This is a genomic window from Streptomyces umbrinus (assembly GCF_030817415.1).
GTDB classification, from domain to species: domain Bacteria; phylum Actinomycetota; class Actinomycetes; order Streptomycetales; family Streptomycetaceae; genus Streptomyces; species Streptomyces umbrinus_A.
In genome coordinates this window covers 6,616,288-6,633,038 of record NZ_JAUSZI010000002.1, presented here as the reverse complement: position 1 = coordinate 6,633,038, position 16,751 = coordinate 6,616,288, and the positions used below count along the sequence as shown (strand labels likewise).

General features: G+C 73.2%; 16 protein-coding genes. 7 read left to right on the top strand and 9 right to left on the bottom strand.

What is annotated here, in order from left to right:
* Positions 1–182: 182 nt before the first annotated feature.
* Genes rpsR through rpmG form a run of 4 tightly spaced genes read right to left on the bottom strand, consistent with a single transcriptional unit; the run spans position 183 to position 2,129 of the window.
* Positions 183–413 (bottom strand): 30S ribosomal protein S18, encoded by a 231-nt coding sequence (rpsR, locus tag QF035_RS29265; RefSeq protein WP_307523519.1) that lies wholly within the window; start codon positions 411–413, stop codon positions 183–185.
* 2 nt (positions 414–415) lie between these two features.
* Positions 416–1,660: a GTP-binding protein gene (locus tag QF035_RS29260; RefSeq protein ID WP_307523518.1), complete on the bottom strand. Its 1,245-nt coding sequence runs from the start codon at positions 1,658–1,660 to the stop codon at positions 416–418.
* On the bottom strand, positions 1,660–1,959 hold the full coding sequence (locus QF035_RS29255) for a type B 50S ribosomal protein L31 (protein WP_307523517.1): 300 nt from the start codon (positions 1,957–1,959) through the stop codon (positions 1,660–1,662). Before QF035_RS29255 ends, QF035_RS29260 begins: the two co-directional genes overlap by 1 nt.
* Before the next feature lie 5 nt (positions 1,960–1,964).
* On the bottom strand, positions 1,965–2,129 hold the full coding sequence (rpmG, locus tag QF035_RS29250) for a 50S ribosomal protein L33 (RefSeq protein WP_307523516.1): 165 nt from the start codon (positions 2,127–2,129) through the stop codon (positions 1,965–1,967).
* 65 nt (positions 2,130–2,194) lie between these two features.
* Between rpmG and rpmB the strand changes: the two genes are divergently transcribed.
* The 3 genes from rpmB to QF035_RS29235 all read left to right on the top strand — a co-directional run bounded on the left by rpmB (position 2,195) and on the right by QF035_RS29235 (position 3,346).
* Positions 2,195–2,431, top strand: coding sequence for a 50S ribosomal protein L28 (gene rpmB / locus QF035_RS29245; RefSeq protein ID WP_307523515.1), 237 nt, complete (start codon positions 2,195–2,197; stop codon positions 2,429–2,431).
* The gene (gene rpsN / locus QF035_RS29240; RefSeq protein WP_307523514.1) at positions 2,431–2,736 is read left to right on the top strand and encodes a 30S ribosomal protein S14; all 306 of its coding nucleotides are present in this window, start codon (positions 2,431–2,433) and stop codon (positions 2,734–2,736) included. Before rpmB ends, rpsN begins: the two co-directional genes overlap by 1 nt.
* A 91-nt stretch (positions 2,737–2,827) precedes the next feature.
* The gene (locus QF035_RS29235) at positions 2,828–3,346 is read left to right on the top strand and encodes a hypothetical protein (RefSeq protein WP_307523513.1); all 519 of its coding nucleotides are present in this window, start codon (positions 2,828–2,830) and stop codon (positions 3,344–3,346) included.
* Between the two features lie 125 nt (positions 3,347–3,471).
* On the opposite strand, the gene QF035_RS29230 is transcribed toward QF035_RS29235, so the two are convergent.
* Positions 3,472–5,676 (bottom strand): FUSC family protein, encoded by a 2,205-nt coding sequence (locus QF035_RS29230; protein WP_307523512.1) that lies wholly within the window; start codon positions 5,674–5,676, stop codon positions 3,472–3,474.
* 165 nt (positions 5,677–5,841) lie between these two features.
* Between QF035_RS29230 and QF035_RS29225 the strand changes: the two genes are divergently transcribed.
* Positions 5,842–6,405, top strand: coding sequence for a DUF4232 domain-containing protein (locus QF035_RS29225; RefSeq protein WP_307523511.1), 564 nt, complete (start codon positions 5,842–5,844; stop codon positions 6,403–6,405).
* A 24-nt stretch (positions 6,406–6,429) separates the two neighbouring features.
* Here QF035_RS29225 and QF035_RS29220 read toward each other — a convergent pair whose 3' ends face one another.
* Positions 6,430–7,581, bottom strand: coding sequence for a DUF2786 domain-containing protein (locus QF035_RS29220; protein ID WP_307523510.1), 1,152 nt, complete (start codon positions 7,579–7,581; stop codon positions 6,430–6,432).
* 91 nt (positions 7,582–7,672) lie between these two features.
* Between QF035_RS29220 and QF035_RS29215 the strand changes: the two genes are divergently transcribed.
* Positions 7,673–8,404, top strand: a complete 732-nt coding sequence (locus QF035_RS29215) for a Clp protease N-terminal domain-containing protein (RefSeq protein WP_307523509.1) — start codon at positions 7,673–7,675, stop codon at positions 8,402–8,404.
* Between the two features lie 151 nt (positions 8,405–8,555).
* The gene (locus QF035_RS29210) at positions 8,556–10,265 is read left to right on the top strand and encodes a bifunctional 3'-5' exonuclease/DNA polymerase (protein ID WP_307523508.1); all 1,710 of its coding nucleotides are present in this window, start codon (positions 8,556–8,558) and stop codon (positions 10,263–10,265) included.
* A gap of 102 nt (positions 10,266–10,367) precedes the next feature.
* On the opposite strand, the gene QF035_RS29205 is transcribed toward QF035_RS29210, so the two are convergent.
* The 3 genes from QF035_RS29205 to QF035_RS29195 form a co-directional block, all read right to left on the bottom strand.
* Entirely contained in the window at positions 10,368–13,844 is a 3,477-nt protein-coding gene (locus tag QF035_RS29205; RefSeq protein ID WP_307531506.1) for a BTAD domain-containing putative transcriptional regulator, read from the bottom strand.
* Positions 13,845–14,218: 374 nt separating this feature from the next.
* Entirely contained in the window at positions 14,219–15,109 is an 891-nt protein-coding gene (locus QF035_RS29200) for a glycosyltransferase family 2 protein (RefSeq protein WP_269652552.1), read from the bottom strand.
* A 77-nt stretch (positions 15,110–15,186) separates the two neighbouring features.
* Positions 15,187–15,624 (bottom strand): DUF3052 domain-containing protein, encoded by a 438-nt coding sequence (locus QF035_RS29195; protein ID WP_307523507.1) that lies wholly within the window; start codon positions 15,622–15,624, stop codon positions 15,187–15,189.
* Positions 15,625–15,768: 144 nt separating this feature from the next.
* On the opposite strand from QF035_RS29195, the gene QF035_RS29190 reads away from it, so the two are divergent.
* Entirely contained in the window at positions 15,769–16,716 is a 948-nt protein-coding gene (locus QF035_RS29190) for a M56 family metallopeptidase (RefSeq protein WP_307523506.1), read from the top strand.
* Positions 16,717–16,751: the final 35 nt, after the last annotated feature.

The following is a 16,751-nucleotide window of genomic DNA, read 5'->3' as shown; positions in this document are numbered from 1 at the left end:
CAACGCATGCCCCCGCATGGACATGAGACGCGTACCGGCCCCTTTGTGTTCCGAAACGGCCCGCCCCACCCACGGACTGAATGGGTGGAACGGGCCGCGACCCCCGCCCTCCAGGGGCGCGAGGAACTGCGCGACCAGCCACAGCCGACCCGCAGCCAGACAACTTCGCTCCCAGCGGAGCGCTATCGCGAAGAGTACGGAAGCAAAGCCATCTCCCGAGCGTTCTTGATCGCCCGCGCCAGCAGCCGCTGCTGCTGGGTGCTCACACGCGTGACCCGACGACTGCGGATCTTGCCCCGGTCGGAGATGAACTTCCGCAGCAGATCCGTGTCCTTGTAGTCGATGTACGTGATCTTCGCCGTGCCCAGCGGATTGGGGCGGGGCGCCGGCTTGCGGTCGGGTTTGCGGGGCATGGTCAGACCTCCAGGAGGGAGTCGAAGGCGGGCGGGAGCTGTTTCCAGGCGGTGCGGCCGGCGGCGTACTCCGCGTCCGTCAACAGGCAGGACTCCAGGAGCAGTTCGAGTCCGTCGCGGTCGAGGCCCGGTGACGTGAAGACGAGGTGCTGGCAGCAGTCGCCGTGCTCCGGGTGCCAGTCGAGCGCGGCCGCGGCACGGCGAACCGGTGGCACCAGCTCCCAGGCCGCGTCGGGCAGGGAGGCCAGCCAGGGCCCGGCGTTCTCCACGCACAGGGCGCCTCCCGCGGCGTCCCAGTGCAGCAGCGTGTCGGGCCGGTCGGCGAGCCAGAACCGCCCCCGGCTGCGCGCCGCCGCGCAGCACAGATCCTCCAGCGCCGCGTACAGCCGCTCCGGATGGAACGGCCGCCGCCGGTGCCAGACAAGCGTGGAGACCCCGCACTCGTCGGCCTCGGCCGGCAGCAACGCGCAGGCCGGATGCTGAGCGGCGGCGGCCGCCTCCACGTCGAAACCGCCGAACGCGGCCTCCGCGAGCGGGGACCTCCGGGGCTCCGAGTCCGCCGAGGCGAGTCCCGCCTGCCCCGCGAGGCCCGGCTCCTCGGCCGGTCGCCTCTCGAACCACGACTCCCGGTCGCCGTCCCCCCGGCCCGACAAGTCGCCGTCGCCTATCGGAACTTGGCGGGCCGTCGGGTGGAGCTGGGCCAGGAGGGCGCGGTCCTCGTCGTCGGCGTCTTCCGAGGTGGCGAGGGCCAGGACGGGCGCGTACTCCAGTTGGCGGGCGAAGGTGTCGGCGACCGTGCGCTGGTCGGTGGCGGCAGCGGCGAGGCCCGCTTCGGCGAGGTCGTCGCCGTTGCCGAGGTAGGGCAGCACCAGGGCGGGGTCGACCGCCGTGATGACGCCGGTCAGGCGGAGGTCCGCGCTCGCCACGACCTCCGCCATCGCCTTGGGCTCGACCGAGTCCCAGAGCTCGACGACCGCGAGCCGGGTCAGCCCGTCCGCCGCGAGCCGCTCCAGCTCGGGGACCAGGTCCTCGCGCAGGGCGCAGCACGCGCAGTCGTTGACGAGGGACGCCTCACCTGCGGAGACGATCCCGGTGCGGTCGCGGACCGTACGAACCACCGTGCCCCGTACGGCTGTTGCCAGGTCGTGGTGGAGCGCCACCGACCCGGGCACCTCGGCGAGCAGCCGGTCCACGGCCGCCCGGCGGGCGTCGGCGTGCAGCCCGCCCACGATGGCGACGGACAGCATCACCGCTCCCCGCGCCGGTCACCGGGCCGGTCGTCGCGCTCGCCGCCGCGCCTGCCGAACCGGCGCTCGAAGCGCTCCACGCGGCCGGCCGTGTCCATGACGCGGGCCGTCCCCGTGTAGAAGGGGTGGCTCACGTTCGAGATCTCGACGTCGACGACCGGGTAGGTGTTGCCGTCCTCCCACTCGATCGTCTTCCCGCTCCCCCCGGCGACGAGGGTCGAGCGGGTCAGGAAGGCGTGGTTGGCGGCCCGGTCCCGGAAGACGACGGGACCGTACGCCGGATGGATCTCCTCGCGCATGACGCTCAGCGCTCCTCTCGGAAGTCGACGTGCCGGCCGGCGAGGGGGTCGTACTTGCGCAGGGTCATCCGGTCGGGATCGTTACGGCGGTTCTTGCGGGTGACGTACGTGTAGCCGGTCCCGGCCGTGGACCGGAGCTTGATGACCGGACGGAGTTCGTTGCGTGCCATGTGGCTAGTATATGAAAACGAATCCCATTATCGATAACGAGGAAACAGAGAGGTACGTCACTCATATGTCCGCGCACTGCATGCTGACCGGAGCCCGGCCGGGCTTCGGGAACTCCATCTCCCACTCGCATCGGCGCACGTCACGCCGCTTCGACCCCAACATCCAGAGCAAGCGCTACTGGCTGCCGGGCGAGGGCCGGTACGTACGGCTGAGGCTGAGCACGAAGGGCATCAAGACGGTCGACGTCATCGGTGTCGAGGCCGCCGTGGCCCGGATCCGGGCCCGTGGGGTGAAGGTCTGATGGCCAAGAAGAGCAAGATCGCGAAGAACGAGAAGCGGCGGGAGATCGTCGCCCGGTACGCCGAGCGGCGGGCCGAGCTGAAGGAGATCGTCCGCAGGCCGTCCTCGACGGACGCCGAACGGTCCGCCGCCCGGCGCGAGTTGGAACGGCAGCCGCGTGACGCGAGCGCCACGCGCGTACGCAACCGGGACAGCGTGGACGGGCGGCCGCGCGGCTACCTGAGGACGTTCGGGCTCTCGCGGGTGAACCTGCGGGACCAGGCGCACAAGGGGTTCCTGCCGGGGGTCCGGAAGTCCTCCTGGTAGCTTGCTGGCGGTCGTTCCCGGTTGCATCGGCGCCACCGGCGGTACCCGGCGGGTACCGGCGACTCGTCCGGCCAGACCCTTGGGGGCTTCAGTGACTTCGGCGACCATCTCGCGCGGGCAGGCGCGGATCGCGGCCGCGGCGGCGGGGCTGGCTGCCACGCTCGTCCTGACGACCGGTTGCAGCAGCGACGACGGTGGCGGGGGCGACGACTTCCCCTCCTCCACCGGCTCGGCACCGACCGGGTCGGCCGACACCGGCGGCGGTACGGGCGGCTCCGGCGGGAGTACGGGCAAGGCCGGGCCGCTGGAGGGCAGCTGGCTGGCCACCAAGGGCGGCAAGGCCGTGGCGCTGGTGGTCACCGGCGAGGAGGCCGGGCTGTTCTCGACGGGCGGGTCCGTGTGCAGCGGCACCGCCGGTGAGACCTCGGGCATGCGCATGATCAAGCTCAAGTGCTCCGACGGGAACAAGGACCGGACCGAGGGCATGGTCGACTCGGTCGGCTCCACGACCCTGAAGGTCACGTGGGAGGGCTTCGGCGAGGAAACGTATACGAAGGCGGAGGGCGGGACGCTCCCGACCGGGCTGCCCACGGCGAGTCTGGGGTCCTGAAGGGCGGGGTCCGCGGCTCTGAAGAGCCGGCTGCGCGGTTCTGAAGGGCCGGCTGCGCGGTTCTGAAGGGCCGGTTCACATCGCGCGGGTTCACCTCTCGTCGCCTCACGTCACGACGGTTCACGTCAGCGGGTCGCGGAATCCTTCGGGTTTCGCGGCCCGTCCGGCTTTTCGGGTGCCGTTCCGTCGAGCGTCATGGGCGGTACGGCCGTGTCGAGGGCCTCGGAGAGCTCGGTGAGGGTGTCGAGGACGAGGGTCGCGGTGTTGCGCACGACCTTGTCGGTGTCCTCCGTCTCCCAGGCGTCCAGGGCCTCGCGTACCGCGTCCCAGGTGGGGACCCGGCGCTCGCGGATGGCCTTCGCGCCCTTGTGGGTCGACTCGCGCAGGGCGTCGGCGAAGCGGGCGGCGGGCGGTACGGGGGTCGCCCCGCGTTCCGGGAGGTGGGCCTCCAGGAGCATGGCCACGCGGCCCAGCTGGGCGAGCGCGTCCTCGGCGTCGTCGGCCGCGGTGCGGGAGAGGCCTCGGTGCCGGACCGGTTCGGCGGTGGCGCGGGCCACCGCCGCGTGCCAGGCCGCGCGGGCCGTGCGGGCGGTGAGCAGGGCCCCGCGGACGTCCGGGGCGTTGCTCCCCGACGGGTCCGCGTAGGAGTCGAAGACGGCTGCCACGTACGGGCCCTGCGCGGCCAGCCAGTCCGCGAGGCGGGTGCGCAGGCGCGGGGTCTCCCAGGCCGGGTAGACGGCGTACGCCAGCATCGCGAGGAGTCCGCCCATGAGGGTGAGCAGGACGCGTTCGGGCACGGTCTGGGTCCACTCCTCGCCGCCCATGCCGAGCAGGAAGACGACGTACGCGGCGATGCAGGCCTGGGTCGCGAACTGGCCCGTGCGCATGAGGAGGTACATGAGGGCGGCGCTCGCCACCGCGAGTGTGCCGGACTGGAGCGTGCCGGGGGTCGCCGCCTGTACGACGCCCGTGGCCACGGCCACGCCGATGACCGTGCCGGCCAGGCGGGCCACGGCCCGGCTGTAGGTCTGGGAGAAGTCCGGGCGCATGACCATGACCGAGGTCAGTGGGGCCCAGTAGCCGTGGCCGAGGGGGAGCCAGGTGCCGAGGATGTAGCCGGTGGCGGCCACCGCGGACACGCGGGTGGCGTGGCGGGTGATGGGGGAACCCCGGCGGAGTTCGCCGCGCATGGCTTTGAGGGCTTTGGGGATCAGGGCGAGGAAGGTGGGGCGGCGCCTCAGGGGGTGGTGGGGGGCTGTTTTCGGGCGGGTGCGGGTCTGTTGTGGCCGGTCGCGCAGTTCCCCGCGCCCCTTTGGGGCGCCTTCCTGCGGGGTGTCCTCCTGTGGGGTGCCGCCCGCCGTTTCCACCACGTCCTGGAGGAGGGTGTTGAGGCGGGTCATCGCTCGATAGGGGGCTCCGGTGAGGATGCTGCCGGTGTCCGGGGTGCGGAAGGTGGCGAGGGCCGCGGGTGGGGCGGCGACGGGCTCGCCGTGGCGGATGGCGTGGGCGGCGGCGTCGAGGAGGGCGGCGGCGGAGGCGAGGAGTTCGCGGACGCGGTCGCGGGCGGGGCCCTCGGCCGGGACGCCCATCGCGGGGTCGGCGAGGGAGGCGAGGACCGGGCGGATGCGTTCGGCGATGCCGCGGGCGCCGTGGAGTTCGGCGGGGCGGCGGCGGGCCTGGCGCGGGGTGACGGCGGCCGCGTTGCGCGCCTCCATCAGGGGCTGCGGGTCGAAGGACGCGACCGGCTCGTGGCGCAGCCTGCGCGCGTAGTCGGCCTCGGCGGCCAGGGCGTCGGCGAGCGCGTCGCGGTGGGCACCCCAGCGTCGTACGGGGAAGAGGATGATCAGCGCGGCCTGCACCAGGCCGCCCACGATCATCATCGCGGCGTGGCCCGCGGCCTGGGCGACGGAGGTCGGCAGGGTGACCGTCACCAGCATGATCGCCACGTTCGAGGAGGCGATCAGGCCGATGGTCGGGCCCGCGGCCCAGCTCATCCCGGCGGCGAAGGTCCACACCACGAGCAGCGCGAGGAAGAGCGGCTCCTTGGAGATGGTGAGGTAGCCGAGGAACGTGGACACGGCGAGGCTCGTACCGGAGGCGATGGCCAGTTCGGGGCGGGGACGCCAGCTTCGCTGGAAGGTCGCGATCGCCGCCTGGAACGCGCCGAAGGCCGAACTCGCGGCGGCCGCCGGGCCGAAGAGCCACAGGCTCAGCGCGATCACGATCGCGAGTCCCGCGGCTCCGCGCACCGCGATGAGCGGTTCGAGCCGCTTCTTCTCCACGGCGATGCCGGAGCGCGCGGTGTCCTTCAGCGCCCGTCGCCAGCTCACCGCGCCAGCGTACGCCGCGCGATGACCGATACCGGTGACCGATACCGATACCCGTGACGGTGACGGTGACCGATACCGATGACGGATGATCTACGAGCACCGCCACGCACCGGAAGTCCCCGCAAGCCGGACCCAGAAGCAGGTCCCGGAAGTCAGAGGTAAGCCATGCGCGCCCGACCCATAGCCGTCTCCGCACTCACCGCCCTCGTGGCGACCCTCGCCCTGACCGCCTGTGACGACGAGGGCAGCGGTGCCAAGGGGAACAAGGGGAACAAGAAGGCCGACAGCTCGGCATCCGCCGCCCGCTCCACCGCGTGCAAGGCGGACCAGGTCGGACAGGAGGTCGCCGCGAGCGAGGCCCCGGCCGCCGGCGACACCGGGAGCGTCTCGGTCACCCTCACCAACCGTTCCGGCGGCGACTGCACCCTGGAGGGCTTCCCCCGCGTCGACCTGAACGCGGGCGGCACCACCTGGTCCCTCACCCCGGAGGAGTCCGCGAAGCCGGAGAAGCTGACTCTCAAGCCGGACGAGACCACCGCCTTCACGATCACGTACGTACGGGGGCCCGCGGGCGACGCGACGAAGGGTGCCGCCGTGAAGACCGTGAAGTTCGGCCTGCCCGGCGCGGGCACCGACCTCTCCTTCCCCTGGAAGTACGGCGAGGTCGCGCTGCTGAGCGAGAGCGAGCCGGATGCCTCGGTGGGCCCGCTCCAGCGCGCCGGCGACTGAGCCGCCGCCCCGGGATCGCCGGGGTCACCGCAGTGGCGGCCGTGCCCTCACCTGGGCCCGGTCCGCCGCGGCGGCCCCTTCCTCCCAGCCGGCCGCGTCGTTGACCCCGCGCAGCCTGGTCGTGACGGTCGCCGGGAACATCCGCTCGGTCTCGTCCGTGACCGCCACGTCGCGGGCAGCCAGAACGGGCAGCAACTCCCCCTCGCCGGCAGTCACTTGCCCCTCCGCCGCCTCCGCCAGCCGGTCGCCTGTGCGATGGGCGTACGCGGCGAGGAACGACTGCCGGAAGGACTTCGTACGCTTCCTGCCGCCCGCCCGCTGTGCCGCCTCCGCCTTCGTCATCGCGGCGGTGGCCTGCACGAGGAGTGAGGTGTAGAGGAGTTCGACGGCCTCCAGGTCGGGTTCGAAGCCGACGACGGTCGAGAAGCCGAGGGCCTCGTTCCAGACCGCCCGGCAGCGGTTGGCCCCGGACACCGCGTCGAGGAGCACCGCCTTGGCCGTCTCGTAGGGCGGGTCGACGCCGATGCGGCAGGCGCCGGGCGCATCCTTGGCGTGCGTACGGGCCGCCAGCAGCGCCTCGTCGATGCTGTGCCGCGCCATCAGCTCCTGCGCCTTGGCGCTCAGTGCCTCCGCCTCCTCCGGGAACCCGGTCGCCTCGGCCTTGGCGAGCAGCGCGCGGATACGGGTGAGCATGCGGGAGTCCTTCGGGGCGCCGGCCGCCGCCCTGGGCGCGTCCACGTCCAAGGGCTCGATGGAGGGCAGGCGGAGCAGCAGCCGGTACAGCCCCAGTACGGCGGTGGCGTACGAGAAGCGGTCGGTGCGGGGCGGGGCCTTCGTCCCGGAGGCCCCGGCAGCCTCGGCGGTCAGCTCTTCGAGCTGCGCCGTCCAGCGCGGGCCCCGGGTCTGCTTGTTCCGGCCGCTCTCGTCGAGGATCAGCGCCGAGACCAGGCGTACGTGCGTGTCGTCCAGCTCGCGGCGCACGATCCGTACGACATCGGCGGGCTGCCAGCCGCGCCGCCAGGCTCCCCCGACGAACTCCTCGCCGCGCCGGGCCAGTTCGGCGTCGGACGCGGGGTCGGAAGCGAGGAGCGAGGCGCCGGTGTCGAGGGCCGCGTCGGAATCGGCGTAGAGGGCGGCCTCGAAGGCGCGCTCCACGGTGCTGGGCGTACTGCTCATTCCTCGATCGTGTCACGCGTCGGGGCGGGGTCGGCCCGGCGGTTGTCAACTCGGGGTTGACACCCTTTCACTGTCAACCTACGGTTGACACATGACCACGAATCCATGTGCCACCACCTCCGTACGCCTCGACGATCTGATCGAGGCCATCAAGAAGGTTCACGAAGACGCTCTCGACCAGCTCCAGGACGCGGTGATCGCGGCGGACCACCTCGGCGATGTGGCCGACCATCTGATCGGTCACTTCGTGGACCAGGCCCGGCGTTCGGGTGCGTCCTGGACGGACATCGGCAAGAGCATGGGGGTCACCCGGCAGGCGGCCCAGAAGCGGTTCGTGCCGAAGGCGGAGTCGGACCTCGACCCCAGCCAGGGCTTCAGCCGCTACACGCCACGGGCCAGGAACGTGGTGATCGTCTCCCAGAACGAGGCCAAGAGCGCGGGCAACGACCTGATCCGCACCGAGCACCTGATCCTCGGTCTGGTCGCCGAGCCGGAGGGCCTCGGAGCGAAGGCGATCACCGCGCAGGGCGTCACCCTGGACGCCGTGCGCGAGGCCGCGACCGCCGCCCTCCCGCCGAGCGCCGAGGACGTACCCGCACTCATCCCCTTCGACAGCAACGCCAAGAAGAGCCTCGAACTCACCTTCCGCGAGGCCCTCCGGCTCGGCCACAACTACATCGGCACGGAGCACATCCTGCTCGCGCTGCTGGAGCACGAGGCCGGTGCGGGCCTCCTCAGCGGGCTCGGCGTCGACAAGGCGGCGGCCGAGGCGAACGTCGCCGAGGCGCTGGAGAAGGTGCGGAAGTCCCTCCAGGAGGACTGACCGGACCCTCTGGGAAGAATGGCCGGTCTCTCCGGGGGGGGAGTGACGGGCCGCGCCCTGTGCCTGGCGCCGGACACGGCCCTGCACTGCACTGCACTGCGAGACTCGCGGTTCAGGGCCGTTGTCAGACCCTCCTGCGAGACTCGCAGTCATGACCGACCGGTGGGCTCTCGCGCCGGCCGAGGACGGCGGCGCCGAGCTCGCTCCCCTCGGCCCCGACGGGCTGCCCGCCGGACCGGTCCTGAGGGAGCCGGATCTCGCCGAGTCCGTACGGTCCCGGCCGGACGTCACCCGCTGGGTGTGGCGGGCGACGGCCGAGGTCTATCCGCGGCTGCGCGAAGCGGGCGTCCGTGTGGAGCGGTGTTACGACATGGAGGCCGCCGAGACCCTCCTCCTGGGCCACGAGGGTCGGCTCGGCGAGCCCCGCTCGGCGGCCGCCGCCCTGGCCAGACTGCGCGGCGGCCCCGTACCGCCCGATCCCCCGCAGCGCTCCGCCGAACCCGGCTCGCAGTCCTCGCTCTTCGAGCCCCGCCCCGTCCACGTACCGCTGGAACAGCTCATCGACGTGTACGGGGACCAGCAGCGAAGACACGACGCGGCCGAGCACCCCGGGCGGATGCGGCTGCTGACGGCCGCCGAGTCGGCGGGCATGCTCGTGGCGACCGAGATGAACGCGTCCGGGATGCCGTGGAGCGCGGACGTGCACCGGGACGTGCTGCACGAACTGCTCGGCGAGCGGTACACGGGCGGGGGCGAGCCGCGCCGCCTCGCCGAGCTCACGGACGAGGTGTCGGCCGCGTTCGGGAGACGGGTGCGGCCCGATCTGCCCGCCGATGTCATCAAGGCCTTCGCGCAGGCGGGCATCAAGATCAAATCGACCCGGCGCTGGGAGATCGAGACGATCGACCACCCGGCCGTGAAGCCACTCGTCGAGTACAAGAAGCTGTACCGCATCTGGGTCGCGCACGGCTGGTCGTGGCTCCAGGACTGGGTGCGGGACGGGCGGTTCAGACCAGAGTACCTGCCGGGCGGGACGGTCACCGGGCGCTGGGTGACCAACGGCGGGGGCGCGCTGCAGATCCCCAAGGTCATCCGTCGCGCCGCGGTCGCCGACCCCGGCTGGCGGCTCGTCGTCGCGGACGCCGACCAGATGGAGCCGCGGGTGCTGGCCGCGATCTCCCGCGACCCCGGTCTGATGGAGGTCGCCGGTCGGGAGACCGACCTCTACCAGTCCGTGTCCGACCGTGCCTTCTCGGGCGACCGCGCCCAGGCCAAGCTCGCCGTGCTCGGCGCGGTCTACGGCCAGACCTCCGGCGACGGCCTCAAGAACCTCGCACTGCTGCGCCGCCGCTTCCCCAAGGCGGTGGCGTACGTGGACGACGCGGCGCGGGCGGGCGAGGAGGGGCGGCTCGTGCGGACCTGGCTGGGGCGGACGTGCCCGCCGGCGGCGGGGTCGGACTCCTCGGGGGAGGAAGCGGGGATTCCGGAGAGCGAGCAGGTCGGCGTGCCGGGCGAGGGCACCGAGCCCGGGGACGCCCAGGACTGGGTGCCGGGGTACGCCTCCACCAACTCCCGTGCCCGGGGCCGCTTCGCGCGCAACTTCGTCGTGCAGGGCAGCGCCGCCGACTGGACCCTCCTCGTGCTCGCCGCGCTCCGCCGAACCTGCCGGGACATGGCGGCCGAGCTGGTCTTCTTCCAGCACGACGAGGTGATGGTGCACTGCCCGGCGGCGGAGGCCGACACCGTGGTCGAGGCCATCCGGGAGGCGGCGGAGCTGGCGGGGCGGCTGACGTTCGGGGAGACGCCGGTGCGGTTTCCGTTCACGACGGCGGTGGTGGAGTGTTACGCGGACGCGAAGTGAGGGGGAGCCTGAACCGGGTCGTGAGCTTGAGCGAGGTCGTGAGCTTGAGCGGGAACAGGGGTCCGAGTGGGTGCGCTCCCCGCCCGGTTGCGATGAGGCCGCTCAACTCCCCTGTAGTGAAGGCCCGTTGAGCCGGATGAGCAGCAGCTCCCGCAGTTCGTCGGTCACCGTGCTGTCGGTGCCGTCCAGGTCGTCGAGGGCCAGTTCCCACTGCTCGTACGCCTCGTCGTTGCGGCCCGCCGACCGGTGCAGCAGGCCCTGTTGGTGCCGGGCGAGACCGGCGGTGTAGCGGTCGGCGCGCAGTTCGGCGCGGGCCAGCAGCAGGGCGCACTCGCGGGCGGCCCGCTCGGTGCGGTCGAGGCCGCGCAGCGCACGGACGAGACCGAGGCGGGTCTGGGAGCCGCTCTGCCAGTCGACACCGTCCGAGACGCTCAGGGCGCGGTCGAAGTGCTCCAGCGCACGGGCCGGTTCGCCGAGCGTGAGGTGGGCGTACCCGATGTTGCAGTGCCCTGACTCACGGACCCGGGAGTCGCCCATGGTCTCGCCGAGCGCGAGGCTCCGCTCGTGCCACTCGATGGCGGCGCGCGGATCGGAGTGCTCGTAGAGGTTGCCGAGATTGCTGTAGGCGACGGCCTCGCCGTCCAGGTCGCCCAGCTCCCGCGCCAGCTCCAGGCTTTCCCGCAGGGCGAGTTCGCACTCGACGTACCGGCCCAGGCTCTCCAGCAGCAGCCCGCGGTTGTTCAGGCAGCGCTGGATGCGCGAGACGACGCCGAGGCCTCGCCAGCGCGTGAGGGCCTGGTCGGTGAGGACGAGCGCCTTGCCCGCCTGTCCCTGCATGAAGTAGAGACCCGCCAGGTCGGACAGCGCGATCGCCTCGGCGGCGTCGTCCCCGAGCAGCCGCGCCACCTTCAGCGCCCGCCGCCCGAGCACCGACAGCTCACGCAGCCGGCCGCGGCGCTGCAGATACGGGAAGAGGGCGCGTACGAGGACGGGGATCAGCGGGGACGCGGCGGCGTGGCCCTCGACGAGCGCGACGACGTTCGCCACCTCGCGGTCCCCCCAGGCGACGGCCTCGGCGGCCGTCGCGAACGGCACGGCCTCGCTGCCGGTGGCGCCCGAACGCTCCGACTCGGCCGGTGTCGTACCCAGCCGGTTGTCGCGGTCGACGCCGGAGGGGATCAGGGCCGGTACGCACCGGCGGGCGGAGGCGATGTACCAGTGGAGGGCGATGTCGGTGGGATCCGGGTCCGTGGAGCTGGACCCCGTGGGGACGGAAGCCGTGAGCTCGGAGTCCGTTGGGCCGGGGGCCTCCCCCTCCGCCGCCTCCCGGGCGACCTCGCGGGCGAAGTCGCGTACGAGGTCGTGCGGGGCGTAGCGGCCGTACGCCGTCTCGTCGAGGAGGGCGACGTCGACCAGGCGGTCGAGGGCGCCCTCGGTCCGGCGTTCGCCGGTGCCCAGGAGCCGGGCGAGGAGCGGGACCCCGTACGTCGGCAGGTCGAGCGCGCCGATCCGGTGCAGGGCGCGGGCGGCGTCCCGGTCGGCCTCGCGGTCCGAGGCCCGCAGCGCGTCGAGGGCCACCGCGAGCGAGCGGCGCACGCTGAGGTCGTCGTATTCGAGGTGGTGCAACCGTCCGTCACTGGCGGCCAGTTGACCGGCGAGCGCGTCCGGTGTGAGGACCTGGCGGGCGGCGAGCCGGGCCGCGACGATCCGCAGTGCGAGCGGCAGCCGTCCGGTGAGGCCGACGAGAGGGTGCGTACCGTCGAGGCCGTCCCGTCCGGAGACGGCCCGCAGCAGTTCGGCGCTCTCCTCGTCGGAGAGGGGGGCGAGCGGGAAGCGGGTCACGCCGTCCAGCGCGGTGAGGGGCGAGCGGCTGGTGACGATCACCGCACAGCCGGGGCCGGCGGGCAGCAGGGGGCGGACCTGGGCGGCGTTCACCGCGTCGTCGAGTACGAGCAGGGTGCGGGTGGGCGCAAGGAGTGAGCGGAGCAACGCGCTTGCCGCGTCCGGGTGTTCGGGGGCGCCCCGCGGTTCCACGCCCAGGTCGCGGAGCAGCGCGGCGAGGGCCTGCCCGACGGTGAGCGGCGGCACGCCGGGCGTGGCCCCGTGCAGTCGTACGTACAGCTGGCCGTCCGGGAACTCGGCCCGCAGCCCGTGCGCCACCTGCACGCCCAGCGCACTCTTCCCGACGCCCGCCATGCCACTGACCACGGCCACGCGGGGGTGCCCGTCTCCGGCCGGGACGAGCGTGGCCCGCAGGCTGCCGATGGTCTCGGCGCGACCCGTGAAACAGAGGGGAGCGGGAGGGAGTTGGGCGGGGCGGGGGACGGGGACGAGGACGGGGCCCTTCGGAGGGGCGGGGGTGGCAGGGATGCCAGGGGTCGATGGAGTCACCGGGGCGGACGTGGTGTCCGGGGCGGCCGTAGCGGCCGAGGCAGCGTGGGCGGCTTCCGCGGAGGGCGGGTGGTCGGCTCCGCGCGGATCAGGATCAGTACGGGTGGACGCCGACTCGGCGGGCAGCGGGGCGGAGACGCCATCGCCTCCGATGGCCTGCCGCCCGGCGGGAGCCGCTGTCTCGGCAGGAGCCGCCGCCTCAGCGGGAGCCGTTGTCTCGGCGGCACCGGTCTCATCGCGGGCGGACGCATCCGGGCCCGATCCGGATCCCGGTCCCGGACCCGACCCTGCCGCTGACGCCGGCCCTGAACGCGAGCCCGGGCCCGATCCAGATCCCGGCCCCGGCCCCGATCGCGAGCCCGACCCCGCCTCTGCCCCTCCCCCTGCTCCAGTCCCCGCCCCCGCCCCCGTCCCCGAATCCTCGTCCCGCAAGATCTCCAGGTGGGCCTCCCGGACCGCGAGGCCCGGTTCCACGCCGAGTTCGCGGACGAGGGTGCGGCGCAGGTCGCGGTGGACGGCGAGGGCCTCGGCCCTGCGGCCCGTTCGGTGGAGGACCATCATCAGCTGGCGGTGGAAGGCCTCGCGGAGGGGGAACTCCGCGACCAGCGCGGCCAGTTCGGGTGCGAGACCGGAGAGCCGTACGTCCCCGTCGGACACCCCGCGGCCCAGCTCCAGTTCCGCGTCGTACCGGCACTCCAGGGCGAACAGCCGTGCCTCCTCCAGCCGTTGGACGAGGGAGAGTCCACCGAGCCCGGGAGGCATGCCGGTCAGCGGGGTGCCGCGCCAGAGCCCGAGTGCCGCCATGGCCTCGGTCACGGCCCGCTCCCAGTCCCGCCGCGCGTGTGCCGCCCGGGCCGCGCCGATCCGGGTCTCGAAGAGGCGTACGTCCAACTCACCCTCGGAGACGCGCAGTTGATAGCCGGGCGGTACCGACCGCAGCCGGTCCGGGTCGTCCAGGAGGCGTCGCAGACGGGTCACGTGGTTCTGCAGCGACGCGTGCGCGGAGGCGGGCGGTGTCCCGCCCCACAGCGCGTCCTTGAGCACGTCGACGGAGACGACCCGGCCCGGTTCCAGCAGCAGAGCGGTGAGCAGTACCCGCCCCTTCGCGCTGCTGACCGGCCGTGGCACACCGTCTGCGTCGTACACGACGGTCGGCCCCAGGAGCCCGAAACGCAGCCCGGATCGCAGCACGGACCGCACTCCGGAACCCGGCTCGGGCGAGGACGCGGGTATCGCCCCAGGTGACGGTCCGCCCGGGCGGCCGGGCGATCGACCGCGGCGCAGCCTGGCGCCCCGTTCCGACCGCTGTCCGCCGCCCACGTGTCCGCCTCTTCCCATCGGCGGCCGTCAACGGCCTGAACTCGCCGCTCCCGCCACCTCCCAGGCGAAACTCTGTGCCTCGCCACACCGTTCGCCCCATGTTAGCGATCGGTTGGCGTGGCCTGATTTGATCACCGTTCGGACCTGGTCGTTCCGGTACGCGGTTGGCGTCGTAGGTCGCCGCGGCTCGGGGGAGTGTCGCCGTAGCGGCCGGGTCCGAAAACCCGTGGGTGGGGGCTGGCTCAGACGACCGGTGGCCGCCCCAGGCGCGTGAGCCGCCAGACAGTCCCCCAGCGCATCGGCCGCCGTTCCCCCGCCGAGACCCGTAGCCCCTCCACGAAGCCGCCGAACCATGCCCGCAGCCCGCCGACAGAGCGTGTCCGCAGGAGAGTCAGCGCGATCCAGACCGCCAGGTGGACGGGGATGAGCGGGAGCGGCAGGCGGCGCCGGACCAGCCAGACACGGTTGCGGGCGGTGACGCGGTAGTAGATGGCGTGCCGTGCGGGCGAGGTCTTGGGGTGCTGGAGCAGCAGCTCGGGCTCGTACCGGATGGTCCACCCCGCGTCGGCCGCCCGCCACGCCAGGTCGGTCTCCTCGTGCGCGAAGAAGAACTCGGCCGGCCAGTCCCCGGTCTGCGCGAGCATCTCCATGGAGAGGGCGTGTCCGCCGCCGAGGAAGCCGGTGACCTCCCCGCCCCGCATCGGGTCCTTGGCGCCGAGCCGGGGCACGTGCCGCCGCTGGGTCTCGCCGTGCTCGTCGGCGATACGGAATCCGACGATGCCGAGGCGCGGATCGGCGGCGTACAGGTCCCGTACGCGCCGCAGGACGTCCGGGTCGACGAGCAGACCGTCGTCGTCCAGGTCGACGACGACGTCCACGTCACCGAACTCCCGCAGCCGGCGCAGCGCGACGTTCCGGCCGCCCGGGCAGCCGAGGTTCTCGTCGACCTCGATGGCGGTGACCTCGCCGGGCAGCCCCAGCCGGTCGGCGAACTCGGGCAGCGGACAGCCGTTCCCGACGATCACGATCCGCGTGGGTGCGACGTCCTGCTTGGCCACCGACGCGAGCAGCGCGTCGACCTCCTGGGGCCGTGTGCCCATCGTCACCACGGCCACCGCGATCCGCGGCTCCATCGGCACGGCGCCCACCCCCACCACTCGACCTCGTTCGACAACAAGGGGCGATGCTAGCCGTTCACGGTAAGGACTCTTCAAATACGCCGATTCTCCTTGCGGCGTACGAACTTCAGCCCCGACCAGTCGTCCCCGAGCGCGGCGACCTTCACATCGACGACACCCAGCGGCAGGAACAGCTCGCGCAGCCCGTTCTCGGTGAGGTCGCTGACGTGGCCGGCGGCCTTCCGCGGCCAGGCGATCCAGAGCATCGCGGAGTCGGCGAGCGCCTCGACCAGGCCCGGTCCCTCGGCGGACAGAACGGTCGCCTCCCGGTAGAAGGCCACGGTGACGTCCGCCCCCTTCGGCCCTCCTTCGGCGACCTCGCAGCCCTCGGGCAGCCCGGGGATCGCCCACCCCTCCCCCGGCGCGTGCAGCAACCGCACCCGCTGACCGGCCTTGATCCCGATCTTCTTGGCCAGGGGCGTACCGGAGTACCCGCCGCTCGCCCCGCGCCCGGCACTCGCCCCGCTCACCGCGCCACCACCGTCCATGCCCTCATGCGCTCACGTGCTCATGCGTCCATGGTTACTCGCGGTTCGCAGTCGTGCCGGTCATTGCCGTCATGACCCCGCTGGCAGGTAGCGTGTCCACGGCCGCTTCCCGAAGGAGCCCGCGACATGACCGTATCGATCTCCCTCCTCCTGATGGCGGTCGTCGCATTGGCGGCGGCGGTCGCGGCGCCCCGTGTCCTGACCCGTGCGGTCTGGCCCGACCGGGAGCCCGTGCTCGCGCTGTGGGTGTGGCAGTGCCTGGTCGCCACCGTGCTGCTCTGCTGCCTGACGTCGCTCGTGCTGAGCGCCTCGGCGGTCTTCCACACCGTCCGTGTCCATGTCTTCGCGCCCGCGCCGCCCAGGGTCACCGCGGCGTACGACCTGGCCGCCGCCCCGCCCTGGACCACCGCGCTGACGCTGCTGCTGGCCGGCGGTGCCGCCTGGACCACGGCCATGCTGGCGCGGGAGGTGGCGGAGGCCCGCAGGCGCGGGCGGCTGCGCCGCGAGCACCTGCGCGAACGCGCCCCCGAGCTGCCGGCCGGGCTCAGCGACTCCCGCGGCCCGCTCCTCGTGCTGGAGGACGAGTACCCGGACGCCTGGTGGATGCCGGGCAGCCCGCCCCAGCTCGTCGTCACCACGGGCGCGCTGCAGCGCCTCACCGACCACCAGCTGGACGCCATCCAGGCCCATGAGCTGGGTCACGCCCGGGCCCGCCACGACTGGCTCCTGCACCTCTCCCAGGCCCTGGCCTCCGGCTTCCCGGGCATCCCGCTCTTCACCCACTTCCGCGACCAGACCCACCGCCTGGTCGAGCTCTCCGCCGACGACACGGCCTCCCGCCGCTGCGGCCACCTCACCACCGCCCTCGCGCTGATCGAGCTGAACCAGCACCGGGGCGTCCTGTCCTGCGCCACTCCCCGCCCCCTGCTCCACCAGCGGGTGGAGCGCCTCCTGGACCCGCCGCCCCGCCTGCCCCGGACCCACCGCCGCGGTACGACGACGGCCGCGGCCCTGGCCCCGCTCATCCCGTTGCTCATCGCCTTCGGCCCGGCCCTGGCGACGCTCGGCTCCTAGGGCCCGGCCCGGCCACTCCCACCCCCGCAGTCCGC

Excerpts from the sequence above, each read along its gene's own strand:
- QF035_RS29210 (WP_307523508.1), top strand. The coding sequence starts at position 8,556 with ATGACCGACCGGTGGGCTCTCGCGCCGGCCGAGGACGGCGGCGCCGAG.
- rpmG (WP_307523516.1), bottom strand. The coding sequence starts at position 2,129 with ATGGCACGCAACGAACTCCGTCCGGTCATCAAGCTCCGGTCCACGGCC.
- QF035_RS29200 (WP_269652552.1), bottom strand. The coding sequence starts at position 15,109 with ATGGAGCCGCGGATCGCGGTGGCCGTGGTGACGATGGGCACACGGCCC.
- rpmB (WP_307523515.1), top strand. The coding sequence starts at position 2,195 with ATGTCCGCGCACTGCATGCTGACCGGAGCCCGGCCGGGCTTCGGGAAC.
- QF035_RS29225 (WP_307523511.1), top strand. The coding sequence starts at position 5,842 with ATGCGCGCCCGACCCATAGCCGTCTCCGCACTCACCGCCCTCGTGGCG.
- QF035_RS29255 (WP_307523517.1), bottom strand. The coding sequence starts at position 1,959 with ATGCGCGAGGAGATCCATCCGGCGTACGGTCCCGTCGTCTTCCGGGAC.
- rpsN (WP_307523514.1), top strand. The coding sequence starts at position 2,431 with ATGGCCAAGAAGAGCAAGATCGCGAAGAACGAGAAGCGGCGGGAGATC.
- QF035_RS29190 (WP_307523506.1), top strand. The coding sequence starts at position 15,769 with ATGACCGTATCGATCTCCCTCCTCCTGATGGCGGTCGTCGCATTGGCG.
- rpsR (WP_307523519.1), bottom strand. The coding sequence starts at position 413 with ATGCCCCGCAAACCCGACCGCAAGCCGGCGCCCCGCCCCAATCCGCTG.
- QF035_RS29220 (WP_307523510.1), bottom strand. The coding sequence starts at position 7,581 with ATGAGCAGTACGCCCAGCACCGTGGAGCGCGCCTTCGAGGCCGCCCTC.
- QF035_RS29215 (WP_307523509.1), top strand. The coding sequence starts at position 7,673 with ATGACCACGAATCCATGTGCCACCACCTCCGTACGCCTCGACGATCTG.
- QF035_RS29260 (WP_307523518.1), bottom strand. The coding sequence starts at position 1,660 with ATGCTGTCCGTCGCCATCGTGGGCGGGCTGCACGCCGACGCCCGCCGG.